General features: G+C 62.5%; 17 protein-coding genes. All 17 read left to right on the top strand.

Annotated features, from left to right (window positions below):
• Positions 1–2: 2 nt before the first annotated feature.
• The 17 genes from BMI90_RS06600 (at position 3) to sulP (ending at position 17,917) form a co-directional block, all read left to right on the top strand.
• On the top strand, positions 3–875 hold the full coding sequence (locus BMI90_RS06600) for a phosphoribulokinase (protein ID WP_078527459.1): 873 nt from the start codon (positions 3–5) through the stop codon (positions 873–875).
• A 17-nt stretch (positions 876–892) separates the two neighbouring features.
• The gene (tkt, locus tag BMI90_RS06595; protein WP_078528092.1) at positions 893–2,866 is read left to right on the top strand and encodes a transketolase; all 1,974 of its coding nucleotides are present in this window, start codon (positions 893–895) and stop codon (positions 2,864–2,866) included.
• Between the two features lie 13 nt (positions 2,867–2,879).
• Positions 2,880–3,881: a type I glyceraldehyde-3-phosphate dehydrogenase gene (gene gap, locus BMI90_RS06590; protein ID WP_078527457.1), complete on the top strand. Its 1,002-nt coding sequence runs from the start codon at positions 2,880–2,882 to the stop codon at positions 3,879–3,881.
• A gap of 26 nt (positions 3,882–3,907) precedes the next feature.
• The gene (gene fba / locus BMI90_RS06585; RefSeq protein ID WP_078527455.1) at positions 3,908–4,972 is read left to right on the top strand and encodes a class II fructose-bisphosphate aldolase; all 1,065 of its coding nucleotides are present in this window, start codon (positions 3,908–3,910) and stop codon (positions 4,970–4,972) included.
• 65 nt (positions 4,973–5,037) lie between these two features.
• Positions 5,038–6,468: a form I ribulose bisphosphate carboxylase large subunit gene (locus BMI90_RS06580; protein ID WP_078527453.1), complete on the top strand. Its 1,431-nt coding sequence runs from the start codon at positions 5,038–5,040 to the stop codon at positions 6,466–6,468.
• 40 nt (positions 6,469–6,508) lie between these two features.
• Positions 6,509–6,868, top strand: coding sequence for a ribulose bisphosphate carboxylase small subunit (locus BMI90_RS06575; RefSeq protein WP_078527451.1), 360 nt, complete (start codon positions 6,509–6,511; stop codon positions 6,866–6,868).
• Between the two features lie 88 nt (positions 6,869–6,956).
• Complete coding sequence (locus tag BMI90_RS06570; RefSeq protein ID WP_078527449.1) at positions 6,957–7,793, top strand: CbbQ/NirQ/NorQ/GpvN family protein; 837 nt, start codon at positions 6,957–6,959, stop codon at positions 7,791–7,793.
• Positions 7,794–7,804: 11 nt separating this feature from the next.
• Entirely contained in the window at positions 7,805–10,132 is a 2,328-nt protein-coding gene (locus BMI90_RS06565) for a nitric oxide reductase activation protein NorD (protein ID WP_078527447.1), read from the top strand.
• An 18-nt stretch (positions 10,133–10,150) separates the two neighbouring features.
• Positions 10,151–10,852 (top strand): ribulose-phosphate 3-epimerase, encoded by a 702-nt coding sequence (gene rpe / locus BMI90_RS06560; RefSeq protein ID WP_078527445.1) that lies wholly within the window; start codon positions 10,151–10,153, stop codon positions 10,850–10,852.
• A 98-nt stretch (positions 10,853–10,950) separates the two neighbouring features.
• Positions 10,951–11,859 (top strand): MBL fold metallo-hydrolase, encoded by a 909-nt coding sequence (locus BMI90_RS06555; protein ID WP_078527443.1) that lies wholly within the window; start codon positions 10,951–10,953, stop codon positions 11,857–11,859.
• A 2-nt stretch (positions 11,860–11,861) separates the two neighbouring features.
• Positions 11,862–12,818, top strand: a complete 957-nt coding sequence (locus tag BMI90_RS06550) for an MBL fold metallo-hydrolase (RefSeq protein ID WP_078527441.1) — start codon at positions 11,862–11,864, stop codon at positions 12,816–12,818.
• An 8-nt stretch (positions 12,819–12,826) separates the two neighbouring features.
• Positions 12,827–13,381: a thioredoxin family protein gene (locus tag BMI90_RS06545; protein WP_078527439.1), complete on the top strand. Its 555-nt coding sequence runs from the start codon at positions 12,827–12,829 to the stop codon at positions 13,379–13,381.
• A complete protein-coding gene (locus tag BMI90_RS06540) occupies positions 13,378–14,040 on the top strand; it encodes a phosphoglycolate phosphatase (protein WP_078527437.1) in 663 nt (220 codons plus the stop codon). The genes BMI90_RS06545 and BMI90_RS06540 overlap by 4 nt, the downstream gene beginning before the upstream one ends.
• The gene (locus BMI90_RS06535; RefSeq protein WP_078527435.1) at positions 14,034–14,735 is read left to right on the top strand and encodes an HAD family hydrolase; all 702 of its coding nucleotides are present in this window, start codon (positions 14,034–14,036) and stop codon (positions 14,733–14,735) included. Before BMI90_RS06540 ends, BMI90_RS06535 begins: the two co-directional genes overlap by 7 nt.
• 48 nt (positions 14,736–14,783) lie before the next feature.
• Positions 14,784–15,647, top strand: coding sequence for an MBL fold metallo-hydrolase (locus tag BMI90_RS06530; RefSeq protein WP_168172743.1), 864 nt, complete (start codon positions 14,784–14,786; stop codon positions 15,645–15,647).
• A gap of 68 nt (positions 15,648–15,715) precedes the next feature.
• Positions 15,716–16,156, top strand: coding sequence for a TIGR01244 family sulfur transferase (locus BMI90_RS06525; RefSeq protein WP_078527431.1), 441 nt, complete (start codon positions 15,716–15,718; stop codon positions 16,154–16,156).
• A gap of 9 nt (positions 16,157–16,165) precedes the next feature.
• Positions 16,166–17,917 carry a sulfate permease gene (gene sulP / locus BMI90_RS06520; protein WP_078527429.1) on the top strand — a complete coding sequence of 584 codons (1,752 nt, stop codon included), beginning with the start codon at positions 16,166–16,168 and terminating at the stop codon, positions 17,915–17,917.
• The last annotated feature ends 53 nt before the right edge of the window (positions 17,918–17,970 follow it).

Below are 17,970 nucleotides of genomic sequence, written 5' to 3'. Positions count from 1 at the left end.
GAATGTCCAAGAAACACCCCATCATTTCTGTTGTCGGCTCGTCCGGCGCCGGCACCTCGACCGTCAAGAACACCTTCGACCAGATCTTCCGCCGCGAGGGCATCAAGGCGGTGTCGATCGAGGGCGACGCCTTCCACCGCTTCAACCGCGCGGACATGAAGGCCGAGCTTGAGAAGCGCTATGACGAAGGCGATCAGGGCTTTTCGCATTTCTCCTACGAGGCCAATGAACTCAAAGAGTTGGAGCGCGTCTTTCGCGAATACGGCGAGACCGGCAAGGGCAAGACCCGCCACTATGTCCATGACGATATCGAGGCCGAGAAATGGGGCACGCCCCCCGGTCATTTCACCGAATGGAGCGATTTCGAGAATGGCTCGGATCTGCTCTTTTACGAAGGCCTGCATGGCTGCGTTGTCAATGACGAGGTGAACCTGTCCGCCCATGCGGATCTCAAGATCGGCGTGGTGCCGGTGATCAACCTCGAATGGATCCAGAAGATCCACCGCGACCGCGCTTCGCGTGGCTACACGACCGAGGCGGTGACCGATGTCATCCTGCGCCGCATGCACTCCTATGTGCATTGCATCTGCCCGCAATTCACCGAGACCGACATCAACTTCCAGCGTGTGCCGGTGGTCGATACCTCGAACCCGTTCGTGGCGCGCTGGATCCCGACGGCCGATGAGAGCCTCGTCGTGATCCGCTTCAAGAACCCGCGCGGGATCGATTTCCCCTACCTGACCTCGATGATCAACGGCTCCTGGATGAGCCGCGCCAATTCGATCGTCATTCCGGGCAACAAGCAGGATCTCGCGATGCAGCTGATCCTGACTCCGCTGATCGAGCGCATCGTGCGCGACAGCAAGCGCGCTTGAGGGAGATGAAGGCTGTGATGAAAGACATTCATATCACTCAGGAAACCCGCATGGCGAACGCGATCCGCGCGCTGGCGATGGATGCGGTGCAGAAGGCCAATTCGGGCCATCCGGGCATGCCGATGGGCATGGCCGACGTCGCTACGGTGCTCTTCAATCGCTTCACGAATATCGATCCGAGCGCGCCGAAATGGCCCGATCGCGACCGCTTCGTTCTCTCGGCAGGTCACGGCTCGATGTTGATCTACGCGATCAACCATCTGCTCGGATATGCCGATATGGATATCGAGCAGATCAAGGCTTTCCGCCAGCTCGGGAGCCGCACCGCAGGGCACCCGGAATACGGTCATGCGGACGGGATCGAGGTCACCACCGGCCCGCTCGGCCAGGGCATCGCCACCGCCGTGGGCATGGCAATTGCCGAAAAGATGAAGAATGCGCGTTATGGCGATGATCTTGTGGATCATTTCACTTACGTCATCGCGGGCGACGGCTGCCTCATGGAGGGTATCAGCCATGAGGCGATCGACCTTGCGGGCCATCTCGAGCTCGGCAAGCTGATCGTGATGTGGGACGACAATTCGATCACCATCGACGGCGACACGGACCTTTCGACTTCGATGGATCAGAAGGCGCGCTTCGCCGCCGCAGGTTGGCACGTGCTGGAATGCGACGGCCATACGCCGACCGAGATCGCCGATGCGATCGAGTCCGCGCGCAAGGATCCGCGCCCCTCGTTGATCGCCTGCCGCACCATCATCGGTTTCGGCGCGCCCAACAAGCAAGGCAGCCACGATGTGCACGGCGCGCCTCTGGGCGACGAGGAAATCGCCGCCGCGCGCAAGCAGCTTCACTGGGACCATGCACCTTTCGAGATTCCCCAGGCGATCTATGACGAATGGGGCCGGATCGCGTCGCGTGGCGCGAAGGCGCGGGCGGAGTGGGAGCAGCGGTTGAACACCGCAACCGCCCGCGCCGAATTCCTCGCTGCCGAAGAGGATGAGGTCGGGGCGCTACCCGCCGCGATCGAGGCCTGCAAGCGCAAGCTGTCCGAGGACAAGCCGAAGGTCGCGACCCGCAAGGCGAGCCAGATGGCACTGGAAGTGGTCAACGCCACCCTGCCCTTCACCGTGGGCGGCTCGGCCGACCTGACCGGGTCGAACCTCACGAAATCCTCGGGCATGAAATCGATCACGCCCACCGATTTCACCGGCGATTACATCCATTACGGTATCCGCGAGCATGGGATGGCCGCCGCGATGAACGGGATCGCGTTGCATGGCGGGCTCAAGCCCTATGGCGGCACCTTCATGGCCTTCGCCGATTACTGCCGCCCCGCGATCCGCCTTTCGGCGCTGATGGGCGTGCCGACCTGCTATGTGATGACCCATGACTCCATCGGTCTGGGCGAGGACGGCCCGACGCACCAGCCGGTCGAACATCTGGCCTCGCTGCGCGCCATTCCGAACCTTCTGGTGCTGCGTCCGGCCGATGCGGTGGAGACCGCCGAGGCTTGGGAAATCGCGATGACCTCGAAGACCACGCCGACGATGATCGTCGCCTCGCGCCAGAACCTGCCGACCGTGCGCACCGAGCATGTGGCCGAAAACCTCACCGCGCGCGGCGCCTATCTGCTGCGTGATCCGGGTGAGCGCGACGTGACGATCATCGCGACCGGCTCGGAGATCGAGATCGCGCTCGATGCCGCGGACAAGCTCGCTGCAGAGGGGATCAAGGCGGCCGTCGTCTCGGCACCGTGCTTCGAACTCTTCGAACAGCAGGACGCGGTCTACAAGGTCGAGGTCATGGGCACCAAGCCGAAGATCGGCTGCGAGGCCGCGATCCGCCAGGGCTGGGATCTCTTCCTGGGGCCGCGCGACAGCTTCGTGGGCATGACGGGCTTCGGCGCCTCGGCCCCTGCCCCGGCCCTTTACAAACACTTCAATATCACCGCCGAAACGATTGTTTCGGAAGCCAAAGAACTGATCTGAGGGACATGAGAGAATGACGGTTAAAGTTGCCATCAACGGGTTTGGTCGGATCGGCCGTAACGTTCTGCGCGGGATCATCGAGTCGGGCCGCACCGATATCGAGGTCGTCGCGATCAACGATCTGGGCCCGGTCGAGACCAATGCGCATCTGCTGCAATTCGACAGCGTGCATGGGCGTTTTCCGCAAACCGTGACGACGGGCGAAGACTGGATCGACGCTGGCCGTGGCCCGATCAAGGTCACTGCGATCCGCGACCCGAAGGAACTGCCCTGGGGCGATGTCGATATCGCGATGGAATGCACCGGCATCTTCACCGCGCGCGAAAAAGCGGCCTTCCATCTCGAGAACGGCTCGAAGCGGGTGCTGGTCTCCGCCCCCGCCGCGGGTGCCGACAAGACCATCGTCTACGGGGTGAACCACGGCGCGCTGACGAAGGACGACATGATCGTCTCGAACGCATCGTGCACCACGAACTGCCTCTCGCCGGTTGCCAAGGTGCTCAATGACGCCATCGGCATCTCGAAGGGCTTCATGACCACGATCCACTCCTACACGGGCGATCAGCCGACGCTCGACACGATGCATTCCGACATGTATCGCGCCCGCGCCGCGGCGCTGTCGATGATCCCGACCTCGACGGGTGCTGCCAAGGCCGTGGGCCTCGTGCTGCCGGAACTCAACGGCAAGCTCGACGGCGTCGCGATCCGCGTGCCGACCCCGAATGTCTCGGTCGTCGACCTCGTGTTCGAAGCGGCGAAGGACACCACCGTCGAAGAGGTGAACGCCGCGATCCGCGCCGCGGCCGACGGTCCGATGAAGGGCATCCTCGGCTACACCGACAAACCCAATGTTTCCAGTGACTTCAACCACGATCCTCACAGCTCGGTCTTCCACATGGACCAGACCAAGGTGATGGACGGTCGGATGGTCCGCATCCTGAGCTGGTACGACAACGAATGGGGCTTCTCGAACCGCATGGCCGACACGGCCGTCGCGATGGGCAAGCTGATCTGAAGCGCGAAAGGTAAGGAACGACTGATATGGCACTGATTACGCTCAGACAATTGCTCGACCACGCTGCCGAACAGGGCTACGGCGTGCCGGCCTTCAACATCAACAACATGGAACAGGGCCTTGCGATCATGAAGGCCGCCGCGAAATGCGACGCGCCGGTGATCATGCAGGCGAGCCGCGGCGCGCGCTCCTATGCGGGTGACATCATGCTGCGCCACATGATCCAGGCGCTGGCCGAGATGTTCCCGAAGATCCCGCTCTGCATGCATCAGGATCACGGCAACAACGAAGCGACCTGCCTCTCCGCGATCAAGCACGGCTTCACCTCCGTGATGATGGACGGCTCGCTGAAGGAAGACATGAAGACCCCCGCCGATTGGGATTACAACGTGGGCATCACCAAGCGCGTGGCCGACATGGCCCATTGGGTCGGGGCTTCGGTCGAGGGGGAGCTCGGTGTGCTCGGCTCGCTGGAGACCGGCGAGGCGGCGAAGGAAGACGGCTCTGGCGCGGAAGGCAAGCTGAGCCATGACCAGCTCCTGACCGACCCCGACGAGGCGCTCGATTTCGTCAAGCTCACCAAGGTCGACGCGCTGGCCATCGCCTGCGGCACCTCTCATGGCGCCTACAAGTTCAGCTCGAAACCCACCGGCGACACGCTCGCGATCAGCCAGATCGAGAAGATCCACGCCAAGATCCCCTCGGTGCACCTCGTGATGCACGGCTCGTCGAGTGTGCCGCAATATCTCCAGGACCTGATCAACGATTTCGGCGGCGAGATGCCCCAGACCTATGGCGTCCCGGTCGAAGAGATCGAGCGCGGCATCAAGTCGGGCGTGCGCAAGGTCAATATCGACACCGACAACCGGATGGCGATCACCGGCCAGTTCCGCAAGGTCGCGATGGAGAAGAAGAAAGAATTCGATCCCCGCAAGTTCATGATCCCGGCGATGGAGGAGATGGAGAAACTCTGTCTCGACCGGTTCGAACGCTTCGGCACCGCGGGCAATGCCAGCAAGATCGACGTCATCGACATGGATGACATGGCCAAACGCTATGCCAGCGGGTCGCTCGACCCGGTCGTGGCCTGACACATCGCGCCCGGCCGGCCGCCGGCCGGGCGCACTGAGATTTAGGGAGAGAAGGAGACCCTCAGATGAATCAGAACGCACCGGGCAAATATTCCGCCGGCGTCAAGGAATACCGCGAAACCTACTGGGACCCGAACTACACCCCGAAGGAAAGCGACGTTCTCGCCTGTTTCAAGATCACACCGCAGGCCGGCGTCCCGCGCGAGGAAGCCGCCGCCGCCGTGGCCGCTGAATCCTCGACCGGCACCTGGACCACCGTGTGGACCGACCTGCTGACCGATCTCGACTACTACAAGGGCCGCGCCTACGCGATCGAGGACGTGCCGGGCGACGACGAAAGCTATTATGCCTTCATCGCCTACCCGATGGGCCTGTTCGAAGAGGGCTCGGTGGTGAACGTCTTCACCTCGCTCGTCGGCAACGTGTTCGGCTTCAAGGCCGTGCGTGCGCTGCGCCTCGAGGATGTGCGCTTCCCGCTGTGGTTCGTCGCCACCTGCGACGGCCCTCCCCACGGCATCCAGGTCGAGCGTGACAAGCTCGACAAATATGGCCGCCCCTTCCTTGGTTGCACGATCAAGCCGAAGCTGGGCCTCTCGGCGAAGAACTACGGCCGTGCCGTCTACGAGGCGCTGCGTGGCGGTCTCGACTTCACCAAGGACGACGAAAACGTCAACTCGCAGCCCTTCATGCGCTGGCGCGACCGTTTCGAGTTCTGCCAGGAAGCGATCGAAAAGGCCGAGAAGGAAACCGGCGAGCGCAAGGGCCACTACCTGAACGTGACCGCGCCCAACATCGAAGAGATGTACAAGCGCGCCGAGTTCGCCAAGGAGATCGGCTCGCCGATCATCATGTCGGACTACCTCACGCTCGGCTGGGCGGCTCAGGCCTCGCTCTCGCGCTGGTGCCGCGACAACGGGATGCTGCTGCACGTCCACCGCGCCATGCACGGCGTGATCGACCGTCACCCCAAGCACGGCATCAACTTCCGTGTGCTGGCGAAGATGCTGCGCCTTCTGGGCGGTGACCACCTGCACTCGGGCACCGTCGTCGGCAAGCTCGAGGGCGACCGTGCGGCGACGCTCGGCTGGATCGACCTGATGCGCGAGAAATACGTCAAGGAAGACCGTTCGCGCGGCATCTTCTTCGATCAGGACTGGGGCCAGATGCCGGGCGTTCTCCCGGTCGCCTCGGGCGGCATCCACGTCTGGCACATGCCGGCGCTGGTCAACATCTTCGGCGATGACAGCTGCCTTCAGTTCGGTGGCGGTACGCTCGGCCACCCCTGGGGCAACGCGGCGGGCGCTGCGGCAAACCGTGTCGCGGTCGAGGCCTGCGTCAAGGCACGCAACGAGGGCCGCGACCTCGAGAAGGAGAGCAAGGACATCATGACCGAGGCTGCCCAACACAGCCCCGAACTGAAGATCGCCATGGAAACGTGGAAAGAGATCAAGTTCGAGTTCGACACCGTGGACAAGCTGGACGTGGCGCACCGCTAAGGTGCGCCCCCTCGACAACGCCTGAGAAAGGATTGAAAACATGAGCGGAATGCAAGATTACGGCTCGCGCATCTCGGACCCGAACAGCCGCAAGATGGGCACCTTCTCCTACCTGCCGCAGCTGACCCCCGAGGAGCTTCGCAAGCAGGTGGAATACATCGTCTCGAAGGGTTGGAACCCGGCCATCGAACATACCGAGCCCGAGAACATGCGCTCGAACTACTGGTACATGTGGAAGCTGCCGATGTTCGGCGAAACCGATGTCGATGCGATCTTCAACGAGATCGAGATGTGCAAGAAGGCCAACCCGGGCAACCACGTGCGTCTCGTCGGCTATGACAATTTCAAGCAGTCGCAGGGCACCTCGATGGTGGTGCACCGCGCCGACATGACCGCTTGATGAGATCGCGGGGCGGGCTGCCGGTCACGGTGGCCCACCCTGCCCCATTTCCCAAAGAAATCCCACGCGCGAACGGGAGGCCCCGAGCATGAGCGACATCGATATCGACCAGTTCCGCATTCAGAACGAGCCCTATTACAAGCCCGTAGGCTGGGAGGTGGAGCAATTCGCCGCCGCTTATGACGTGCGCATGCCGGTGATGCTGAAGGGGCCGACGGGCTGCGGGAAATCCCGTTTCGTCGAATACATGGCGTGGAAGCTGCAGCGTCCGCTGATCACCGTCGCCTGTAACGAGGACATGACCGCCTCGGATCTGATCGGGCGGTTCCTGCTCGATATCAACGGTACCAAATGGCAAGACGGCCCGCTGACGATTGCCGCTCGGATCGGCGCGATCTGCTATCTCGACGAGGTCGTCGAGGCCCGTCAGGACACCACCGTCGTCATCCACCCGCTGACTGACCACCGCCGCCAGCTTCCGCTGGAGAAGAAGGGCGAGCTGGTCGATGCCCATCCCGATTTCCAGGTCGTGATCTCCTACAACCCCGGCTACCAGTCGATGATGAAGGATCTTAAGCAATCGACCAAGCAGCGCTTCGGCGCGATGTCCTTCGACTATCCGACCGCCGCGACCGAAGCCGAGATCGTCTCGCACGAAGCCGGGATCGACCTGAAGACCGCCGAAAAGCTCGTGCAGGTCGCCGAGCGCTCGCGCAACCTCAAGGGCCACGGGCTCGACGAGGGCATGTCCACGCGCCTTCTGGTTTACGCGGGCCAGCTGATTTCGCAGGACATCCCCGCGCCCGCCGCCTGCCAGATGGCGCTGGTGGAGCCGCTCACCGACGATCCGGACATGCGCGACACGCTGCAGGCCGCCGTCCAGACCTTCTTCCCCGAAGTAACCGACAGCTCGAAGGTGGCATGAGGAGCTGAGCGATGAAGGTCGATCTCGACGACTATCGCGAGGAGCTGGTCAAGGCCGCGCCCGAGTTGGAGGACAGCCTGGAGGGGCTCTTCCACGAGGCAGCGCGGCTGATGTCGCCCGCCGGTCTGAAGGACTACATGGACGGCGCGCGCGCGATGATCTCGCTCGGCAAGGGGCCGCGCCTGCTGATCTCCTATCTCGACGAGATCCCGCAGGTGGTGAAGGAATGCGGCGAAGATTCGATCCGTGACGTGGTCGGCGCCGTGCTGAAACTGGCCTCGATGGTCTCGGGCGAGGTGCTGATCTTGATGATCGACACCCTGCCCGGCGCCGCGCGGCGCTTCGGTGACCCGGAATTGCTGCGCGGCTATCTCGCGCTGCTGCACCGGCTGGCGGCAAATGCGCCGCGCGGCCTGCGCCCGATGTTCGGCGTGCTCGAAGAGCTGCTGTCGAAACTCACCCTCTCCGGCCTGCGCCGCTGGGTGGATTTCGGCGCCGAGGCCTATCGGCGTGACTTGCCGAAACAGGCGGATTATTTCGGCCTCGTCTCCGAGGACAGCCGTGCGATCCTCAAGCAGGAACGCCGCGGCACGCTGTTCATCGACAGCCAGCGTCGCCTCAACTTCTACCTGCGTGCCTTCTGGGGCCGCGATTTCTTCCTGCGCCCGTCTGCCGCCGATTTCACCGGCTTTCGGCCCTTCATCGAAGACGGCGCGCTGCATCTGCCGGATGCGGTCGATGGGATCGGTGTTGTCTCGGGGCTCGATCTCTACCGCGCGATGTGCGCCCACATGGCGGCCCATATCGTCTATTCCGATAAGGGGCTGGGCCAGGAGGCGCTCAATCCCGCGCAGATCTTCCTCATCGGGATGATCGAGGATGCCCGCGTCGAATATTGCGCGATCAAGGCCTTTCCCGGGCTCGCCACGATGTTTCGCAACCTCATGCCGCAGTCCGAACCCAAGGCCTATGAGCATGAGACGATGTATCTGCTCGAGAAGGTCGCGAAGGCGCTGATCGAGCCGGGAATGCGCACGGGCGATATCGAGATCGACAATCTCGTGGAGACATTCCATTCCGAGATCGCGGGCAATGAGCGCGAGACGATGTTGAGTTGGGCGCTTGGGGTGGAGCTTTACAACCTACTCGCCCAACGTCGTGCGGTGCCGTCCCTGCGAATTCTCGAAAGCCTCAACATTCCCTATCGCGACGACAACCGCTTCATCTGGTCGCTGGACGATTACGATTGGAACAACAGCTCCGCCTACCAGCCCGATCAGGGACAGGTCCGCAAACATGTCGGGCTGATGGAATTCGTCAACGAGGTCGATGTCGAGACCGCTGGAGACGATGCGCAAGAGGTCTGGGTGCTGTCTTCGGAGCTTTTCCCCTACGAGGATGAGGGCGTCTCCTATAACGAGATGGAGGGCAAGGAGCCGATCTCGGATCCGTTCCATTACGGCGAGTGGGATTACAAGGTACAGCTGATGCGTCCGAGCTGGTCCACCGTCTACGAGCGCCGTCCGGGCAAGGCCGACCCGGAGAGCATCGACAAGATCCTGACCGAGCATCGCGGCATCCGCCACCGGATCAAGCAGATCGTGGACCGGCTGCGCCCGCAGGGCGTGTCGCGCCAGCGGCGGCTGGAGGATGGCGACGAGCTGGACATCAATGCCGCCGTCGATGCGATGGTGATGAGCCGGATCGGCATGCAGCCCGACACCCGCATCACGATGCGCAACGTGATCAACCGGCGCGATCTGGCGGTGGTGATCCTGCTCGATCTATCGGAATCGACCAATGAAACCGTGCGCGGATCGGACAAGACCGTGCTGGAGCTGACCCGCGAGGCTTCGGCGCTCGTGGCCTCGGCGATCTCGGGCATCGGCGATCCCTTCGCGATTCACGGGTTTGCCTCGGATGGCCGTCACGACGTGCACTATTACCGGTTCAAGGATTTCGAGCAGCGGCTCGACGAAGACGCCAAGGGACGGCTTGCGGGAATGAAGGGCGGGCTCTCGACGCGGATGGGGGCAGCGATGCGCCACGCCGCCCATCACCTCGCCGGCCGGTCGGAGGCGCACAAGCTGCTTCTGATCGTAACCGATGGCGAACCCGCCGATATCGACGAACGCGATCCGCAATATCTGCGCATGGATGCCAAGAAGGCGGTTTCCGAATTGCAGCAGATGGGCGTAAACAGCTATTGCCTGACCCTGGACCCGGAGGCAGACCGTTACGTGTCGCGCATCTTCGGGGCCAATAACTACACCATCATCGATCAGGTCGAGCGCCTGCCCGAGAAACTGCCGACCCTGTTCGCGCAACTGACGAAATGAGCCGCCAAGGAGGCCCCCATGAGCTTTGACCGTTCCATCAAGATCGCGCCCTCGATCCTCTCGGCCGATTTCGCCAATTTCGGCGCCGAGATTCGCGCCATCGAAGATCAAGGCGCCGATTGGGTCCATATCGACGTCATGGACGGGCATTTCGTGCCCAACCTCACCTTTGGACCGCCCGCGGTGAAGGCGTTCCGTCCGCATGTGAAGACTTTCATGGACGTTCACCTGATGATCGCCCCGGTCGATCCCTACATCGAGGCCTATGCCGAAGCGGGCGCCGATATGATCGTGGCTCATTGGGAGGCCGGTCCGCACCCGCACCGCACGCTTCAGGCGATCAAGGCGCAAGGGGTGAAATGCGGCATCTCGCTGAACCCCGGCACGCCCGCGAACGTGATCTCGGAGCTACTGGATCTCGTCGACATGGTTCTGGTGATGAGCGTGAACCCCGGTTTTGGCGGGCAGAAATTCATCCCCACCAGCATCAACAAGGTTCGCCAAGTGCGCGAAATGATTGGTGATCGCGAGATTCACATCCAGGTCGATGGCGGAGTCGATCCGACCACTGTCGGCCCGCTCGTCGAGGCCGGTGCGGACTGCTTCGTCGCAGGCTCGGCAGTGTTCAAAGGCGGCTCCGTCGACAAGCCCGAAGTCTATGGCCAGAACATCGCGGCCATTCGCGCGGCGGCAGAAGGGGCACTCAAGGCGGCCCAGTGAGGGTGCAAGTAGATCGCGTTTGTGTGAACTGACCGCTTGCCCTGCGACATTCTGTCCGTCATATTCGCAGAATTGAATACCAGTAAGGGAGGACTGGCATGAAATTCACGCGACGCACCATTCTGCGTGGGGCCATGGCGGCAGGCGCCATGAGTGCCCTGCCCCGGCTCAGCTTCGCCGCCACCTCGCTCGAGATGGGCTCGGCCCGGATCGACACGCTTTCAGATGGCAATCTCGTCTTGCCGCTTGGCTTCGTGAGCGACAATCCCGCGGCCAAGCCGATCCTAGAGAGGTACGGGATCACCGGCGATGCGGTCGAACCGCCCTGCAATGTCACGCTCTATCGCGACGGCACGAACACGGTTCTGTTCGATGTGGGCTCGGGCAATGACTTCATGCCCACCGCAGGCAAGCTGACCGAGGCGATGGACGCGCTTGGCGTGGCCCCCGAGGATGTGACCCATGTGGTCTTCACCCACGGCCACCCCGATCACCTCTGGGGCGTGCTCGACGATTTCGACGAGCCGTTCTTCTTCAATGCCCAGCACATGATGGGCAAGAGCGAATTCGATTACTGGATCGACCCGGCCACGCAAGACAGCATCGACGACGGGCGCAAGACCTTTGCCGCCGGCGCGCTGCGCCGCCTCGAGACGCTTCAGGATCAGATCGCAACCTTCGGAGATGGCGAGGAAATCCTGCCCGGAATCATGGCGCAGATGACCCCCGGCCATACGCCCGGGCATATGTCCTATCAGGTGAAGAACGGCAACGCGCAGGCCTTCATCATCGGCGATGCGATCGTGAACCATTACCTTGCCTTCGCGGCCCCTGCGATGGCGGCTGGCTCGGATCAGGATCCCGATCTGGGCGCGACGACCCGTGTGGCGCTGCTCGACCAGCTGGCTTCGGAAAAGATGCCGATCGTCGGCTTCCACCTTCCCGAAGGCGGGCTCGGGCATGTCGAGCGTGACGGCGATGCCTATCGTTACGTTCCCGAGGTCTGAGAATGAAAAAACTTTTTCTGACCAGTGCATTGGTGGCCCTGCTTCATGTGACGCCCTCCCTCGCCTCCGAGGATGTGCCCGACATGTATCCGGGTTCGGTCCTGTATTCGAAGCCCTATGAGGTGATCCCCGGCGTCTGGACCGCGATCGGGGCCACCGCGCCGCCGACCTACGAGAATGCGGGCCATAACAACAATCTCAGCTTCATCGTCACGGGCGATGGCGTGGTCGTCGTCAATTCCGGCGCCTCCTACCAGCTCTCCAAGGCGCTGCATGACGAGATTAAGGCCGTCACCGATCAACCGGTGAAGCTGGTGATCAACGAAAACGGCCAGGGCCATGCGATGCTTGGCAACAATTACTGGATCGCGCAGGGCATTCCGGTGCTTGCCCATGCCGATGCCGCCGAAGAGTTCAAGCATGACATGGCTGGCGCCTGGGATGCGCTGAAACGCTACGGGCAGGAAACGGCCGAGGGCACCGACCCGATGTTGCCCACCGAGACCTTCGAGGATGAGAAGGTCATCACGATGGGCGATTTCGAGATCCACGTGATGCATCTCGGCCCCGCTCACAGCCCCGGCGACACGCAGGTCTGGCTGCCCAAGCAAAGCTTCATGATCGCGGGCGATATCGCCTTCTCCGAACGGATGCCGCCGATCTTCTCGGGCACCTGCACGAGCTGCTGGATCGAGACCTTCGAGACGAAATTCATCCCGCTCAATCCGACCTTCATCATCCCCGGCCACGGCCATCCGACCAATCTCGAAAAGGTGACGCGCGGCACGACTGGCTACCTGCATTATCTGCGCGACAAGATTGGCGAGCATATCGACAATGGCGGCGATCTTGCCGGCGCCTATTACGTCGATCAGAGCCCCTACAAGAACCTCGACACGTTCGAGGAGCTGGCGACGAAAAACGCGGGCGTCGTCTACGAGGAAATGGAATTCGAATAGGAGATCCCATGGCTGTCACACCCCCCGTCTGCGATTTCGGCTGGAAGGCTCCGGGCTTCACGCTTCCGGGCACCGATGGCAAGGATTACAGCTTCGATGACATCCGCGGCCCCAAGGGCACGCTAGTGATGTTCATCTGCAACCATTGCCCCTATGTCCAGTCGATCCTCGACCGTATCCTGCGCGATGCGGCCGAGTTGCAGGCGGCAGGGATCGGCGTCGTGGCGATCTCGGCCAATGACGCCGACGACTACCCCGAGGACGGTTTCGAGAACATGGCCAGGCTTGCGAAGGAGAAGGGTTTTTCCTTCCCCTATCTCTATGACGAAAGCCAGACCGTCGCGAAGGCCTATGGTGCGGCCTGCACCCCCGATTTCTTCGGCTTCAACGCAGAAGACGAGCTGCAATATCGCGGGCGGCTCGATGCGTCGACCAAGCAGGCGGGCCCGGCGGATGCACGGCGCGAGCTTTACGAGGGGATGATGATGGTGGCCCAAACGGGCGTCGGCCCGGAGGATCAGATCCCGTCCATGGGCTGCTCGATCAAGTGGAAAGCCGCATGAGCGATGCGCCTTCGATCATCTTCGATCTCGACGGCACCCTGATCGATTCCGTCCCGGCGATCCATTCCGTTTCGAACGCGGTGTTGAGCGATCTGGGCTTCGAGCCGCTGTCGCTTTCGACGATCCGCAGCTTTGTCGGCAAGGGGGTGCCGAACCTCGTCCGGCAATTGCTCATCACGTCCGGCGAAGACCCCGACGGGCCGCTTTTTTCCCGCGTGGAACATGCGCTGGTCAAGCGTTACGAGACCGATGTGGAGGGCAATGTGCCCTATCCCGGCGTCATTGCCGCTCTCGATGCGCTCAAGGCGAAGGGCTGCCGGATGGCGGTTTGCACGAACAAGCCCTTCGCCCCGGCCGAGGCGGCTTTGCGTCATGTCGGGCTTTGGGACTATTTCGAGCTGACGCTGGGCGGGGATTCCATGCCCACCCGCAAGCCCGAGCCGCAGATGCTGCACCATTGCCACGCAGCCCTTGGCGGTGGTCGGATGATCTATGTGGGCGATAGCGAAGTCGATGCCGAGACGGCCGTGAATGCAGGCGCCCCTTTCGCGATCTATTCCGAGGGGTATCGCAAGGCGCCGCTGCATGAAGTGCCCCATGACGTGGCCTTTTCGGATTGGGCGATGGTGCCCGGTCTGGTGGAGGGCTGGAAATGGTGAGCGCGCTGATCTTCGACGTGGACGGAACACTCGCGGAAACCGAAGAAGCGCATCGCCGCGCCTTCAACGAGACTTTCGCGTCCCGCGGGATCGACTGGGACTGGTCACAGGAGGACTATCGCGAACTCCTGAAGACCACCGGCGGAAAGGAACGCATGGCGCGCCATCGCGACGAGGTCGGGTTCGGCCCGTCCGACGGTGAGATCGCCGACCTGCACAAGCTCAAGACCGCGCGCTATGTCGAGATCATCGCCTCCGGAGAGGTTCCGCTGCGCCCGGGCGTGGCCGAACTGATCGAGGCTGCGCGCATGGCCGGGCTCCCGCTCGCCATTGCGACCACCACGAACCGGCCCAATGTCGACGCGCTGATCCGCGCGACGATGAACGCCGAGCCCGGCTCGATCTTCGAGGCCATCGCGGCGGGTGACGAGGTGAAGGCCAAGAAACCCGCGCCCGACGTGTTCGCGCTGGCCCTGAGCCGCCTGGACCTGCCCGCCGAGGCCTGCATCGCCTTCGAGGATAGCGAAATGGGCCTCAAATCGGCGCAAGGTGCGGGGCTGCGCGTCGTGCTCACACCATCTGCCTATACCGACGGCGGGGATTTCTCCTCCGCCGATTGGATCATTCCCGATCTCTCGCATCCCTTACCGTCCGAGATCCGGCAAGGGCTGGGACAGAGTGCCGCAATTTCATAGTCTTTTGCCCCGCCACATATCCGGGGCAGGTTAACGGAGGCCGCCATGATCAAACCTGACGTCAAAGCGTTTTTCGACACTGCGACTTTCACCGTCTCCTATGTGGTGAAGGATCCCGGGAGCAAGGCTTGCGCCATTGTCGATAGCGTTCTCGATTTCGATTATTCCTCGGGCCGGACGGATACCAAATCCGCCGACGAGGTCATCGCCTATGTGCAAGAACAAGGGCTCGAAGTGGAATGGATCCTCGAAAGCCATGTCCACGCCGACCACCTCTCGGCCGCGCCCTATATCCAGGAACGTGTCGGCGGCAAGATCGGCATCGGCGACCGTATCCAGGTCGTGCAGGACACCTTCGGCAAGATCTTCAACGAAGGCACCGAGTTCCAGCGCGACGGCAGCCAGTTCGACCAGCTCTTCAAGGAAGGCGACACATTCTCGGTCGGCGCGCTTGAAGGCAAGGTTCTTCACACGCCGGGCCACACCCCCGCCTGCCTTACCTATGTGATCGGTGACGCCGCCTTTGTGGGCGATACGCTCTTCATGCCCGATTTCGGAACCGCACGTTGCGACTTCCCGGGTGGCTCGGCGGAAACGCTCTATGCCTCGATCCAGAAGATCCTCACCCTGCCCGACGACACCCGCATCTTCGTGGGCCACGACTACAAGGCGCCGGGCCGCGACGAATATGCCTGGGAGACCAGCGTGGCCGAGGAGAAGGCGCGCAACATCCATATCGGCGGCGGCAAGTCGGAAGAGGAATTCGTCAAGATGCGCACCGAGCGCGACGCGACGCTGGCGATGCCCAAGCTGATCATCCCCTCGTTGCAGGTGAACATGCGCGCAGGCCAGATGCCGCCGAAGGATGAAAAGGGCAACACCTATCTCAAGGTGCCGGTGAACGGGCTCTGAGACAGCACAGGGGGCGGGAGGCAAACACCCGCCCCGATTTTTGACTGGCAGGACATACAGGAAACCAGATGGAACCGCGCAAACTCTCAGACAATTTCTCGGTCGCGCCGCAGATCGAACCCGAGGACGTGGCCAAGCTCGCCGAGATGGGCTTTCGCACGCTGATCACCAACCGCCCCGATGAAGAGGTGGATGAAGAGCACAGCTCGGCGGCGATGGCCAAGCTCGCCGCCAAGCACGGGATGAACTATCACTACCTGCCCTATTATCCGGGCGAGATGACCTTCGACCTCGTCGCCGATTACGAGGCGATCATGAAATCCGCGCCCAAGCCCGTCTTCGCCTATTGTCGCTCGGGCACGCGCTCGTCGCATCTTTGGGGGATGAGCGAGGCGGGCAAGATGGATCTCGACAAGATCATCGAGACCGCCGCCCATGCCGGCTACGACCACAGCTCGCTGATCCCGGTTTTGAAATTCTACGCCACGCGCCGTGGCAAGATTCTCTGATAAGACCATATGCTCAAAAGATATTTCCCGATCCTCACCTGGGGGCGCGAGTATAACCGCGCCACCCTTGAGGCCGACCTGATCGCGGCGATCATCGTCACGATCATGCTGATCCCGCAATCGCTGGCCTATGCACTGCTCGCGGGCCTTCCGCCCGAAGTCGGTCTTTACGCGTCGATCTCGCCGCTCATCATCTATGCGCTTCTGGGCACCTCGCGCCCGCTTGCGGTGGGGCCGGTGGCGGTGGTGTCGCTCATGACGGCGACGGCGGTGGGCGATCTCGCGGCCAAGGGGACGCCGGAATATCTGGGCGCGGCGATCGCGCTCGCCTTCATCTCGGGCATCATGCTGCTGGTGATGGGCCTGCTGCGGCTCGGCTTCATCACTTCTTTCCTCAGCCATCCGGTGATCGCGGGGTTCATCTCGGCCTCGGGCATCCTGATCGCGGCGGGGCAGCTGAAACATTTCCTCGGCATCAAGGTCTCGGGCAAGACGATCCCGGAAGTGGCCGAGGGGATCTGGATGAATATCAACCAGATCAACGTCCCGACCGTGCTGATTTCGACCTTCGCGATCGGGTTTCTCTACTGGTCGCGCAAGGGACTGAAGCCCGTTCTGATCAAGCGCGGAATATCAGAGCGGCTTGCCTCGGTCCTCGTGCGCGCAGCACCCGTGGCCGCGGTCATCCTGACGATCCTCGTGACCTGGGCGCTCGGGCTTGAAAAATGGGGGGTGAAGGTCGTGGGCGAGGTGCCGAAAGGCCTGCCGGCCCCCACCCTGCCCCCGTTCGATCCCGCGCTCTGGGGGCAGCTCTTCGTGCCCGCGCTGCTGATTTCGATCATCGGCTATGTCGAGACGATCTCGGTGGCCCAGACGCTTGCCGCGAAGAAGCGCCAGCGCATCGACCCCGATCAGGAACTCGTGGCTTTGGGCGGCTCGAATATCGCGGCCTCTATCTCGGGCGGCTTCCCGGTGACCGGGGGATTCGCGCGTTCGGTGGTGAATTTCGAGGCCGGGGCAGCCACCCCTGCCGCCGGCGCCTTCACCGCGATCGGTATGGCGGTCGCGACTTTCACGCTGACACCCGCGCTCTACTTCCTGCCGCAGGCAACGCTCGCCGCGACGATCTTCGTGGCGGTGCTGACGCTGGTCGATCTCGGTGCGATCAAGCGCATCTTCACCTATTCGCCCGGCGACGCGATGGCGATGGTGGCAACGATTGTCGTGACGCTGCTCGACGGTGTCGATGTCGGCATCGCAACCGGGGTGATCCTTTCGATCGGCTTGCATCTGTGGCGCAGCTCGCGCCCGCATGTGGCCGAGCTTGGGCAGGTGCCGGGCACCGAACATTTCCGCAATGTGCTGCGCCACCGCGTCGAGACCGCACCGGGCGTGCTGAGCCTGCGTGTCGACGAAAGCCTCTGGTTCCCCAATGCGCGTTTCATCGAAGAGCTGATCTATGACCGCATCGCCGCCGACAAGTCGATCAAGCATGTCGTGCTGAACTGTCCCGCGATCAACCATATCGATTCCTCGGCCCTCGAGGCGCTCGAACAGGTCAACGATCAGCTCAAGGATGCGGGCGTCCGGCTCCATCTGTCCGAGGTGAAAGGCCCGGTCATGGATCGCCTCACGCGCTCGGATCTGATCACCCATCTCTCCGGCCAGATCTACCTGACGCATTTCGATGCTCTTGCGACGCTGGCCCCCGAGACGACCCGGGATTGTGCCGATCTGTCACGTTGTGAAACACATCGATAACAAGGGGTTGCACTCAGGTTCATAAACAGTGCAGTCACAATCCTGACCTTAGG

The organism is Thioclava sp. L04-15, from assembly GCF_002020275.1.
GTDB lineage: Bacteria > Pseudomonadota > Alphaproteobacteria > Rhodobacterales > Rhodobacteraceae > Thioclava > Thioclava marina.
Note: the sequence above shows the minus strand (reverse complement) of the source record. Positions and strands in the feature narration are given on the sequence as shown.

Bases quoted from the DNA above. Each gene is read 5' to 3' on its own strand.
- BMI90_RS06600 (WP_078527459.1), top strand. From the start codon at position 3: ATGTCCAAGAAACACCCCATCATTTCTGTTGTCGGCTCGTCCGGCGCC.
- tkt (WP_078528092.1), top strand. From the start codon at position 893: ATGAAAGACATTCATATCACTCAGGAAACCCGCATGGCGAACGCGATC.
- gap (WP_078527457.1), top strand. From the start codon at position 2,880: ATGACGGTTAAAGTTGCCATCAACGGGTTTGGTCGGATCGGCCGTAAC.
- fba (WP_078527455.1), top strand. From the start codon at position 3,908: ATGGCACTGATTACGCTCAGACAATTGCTCGACCACGCTGCCGAACAG.
- BMI90_RS06580 (WP_078527453.1), top strand. From the start codon at position 5,038: ATGAATCAGAACGCACCGGGCAAATATTCCGCCGGCGTCAAGGAATAC.
- BMI90_RS06575 (WP_078527451.1), top strand. From the start codon at position 6,509: ATGAGCGGAATGCAAGATTACGGCTCGCGCATCTCGGACCCGAACAGC.
- BMI90_RS06570 (WP_078527449.1), top strand. From the start codon at position 6,957: ATGAGCGACATCGATATCGACCAGTTCCGCATTCAGAACGAGCCCTAT.
- BMI90_RS06565 (WP_078527447.1), top strand. From the start codon at position 7,805: ATGAAGGTCGATCTCGACGACTATCGCGAGGAGCTGGTCAAGGCCGCG.
- rpe (WP_078527445.1), top strand. From the start codon at position 10,151: ATGAGCTTTGACCGTTCCATCAAGATCGCGCCCTCGATCCTCTCGGCC.
- BMI90_RS06555 (WP_078527443.1), top strand. From the start codon at position 10,951: ATGAAATTCACGCGACGCACCATTCTGCGTGGGGCCATGGCGGCAGGC.
- BMI90_RS06550 (WP_078527441.1), top strand. From the start codon at position 11,862: ATGAAAAAACTTTTTCTGACCAGTGCATTGGTGGCCCTGCTTCATGTG.
- BMI90_RS06545 (WP_078527439.1), top strand. From the start codon at position 12,827: ATGGCTGTCACACCCCCCGTCTGCGATTTCGGCTGGAAGGCTCCGGGC.
- BMI90_RS06540 (WP_078527437.1), top strand. From the start codon at position 13,378: ATGAGCGATGCGCCTTCGATCATCTTCGATCTCGACGGCACCCTGATC.
- BMI90_RS06535 (WP_078527435.1), top strand. From the start codon at position 14,034: ATGGTGAGCGCGCTGATCTTCGACGTGGACGGAACACTCGCGGAAACC.
- BMI90_RS06525 (WP_078527431.1), top strand. From the start codon at position 15,716: ATGGAACCGCGCAAACTCTCAGACAATTTCTCGGTCGCGCCGCAGATC.
- sulP (WP_078527429.1), top strand. From the start codon at position 16,166: ATGCTCAAAAGATATTTCCCGATCCTCACCTGGGGGCGCGAGTATAAC.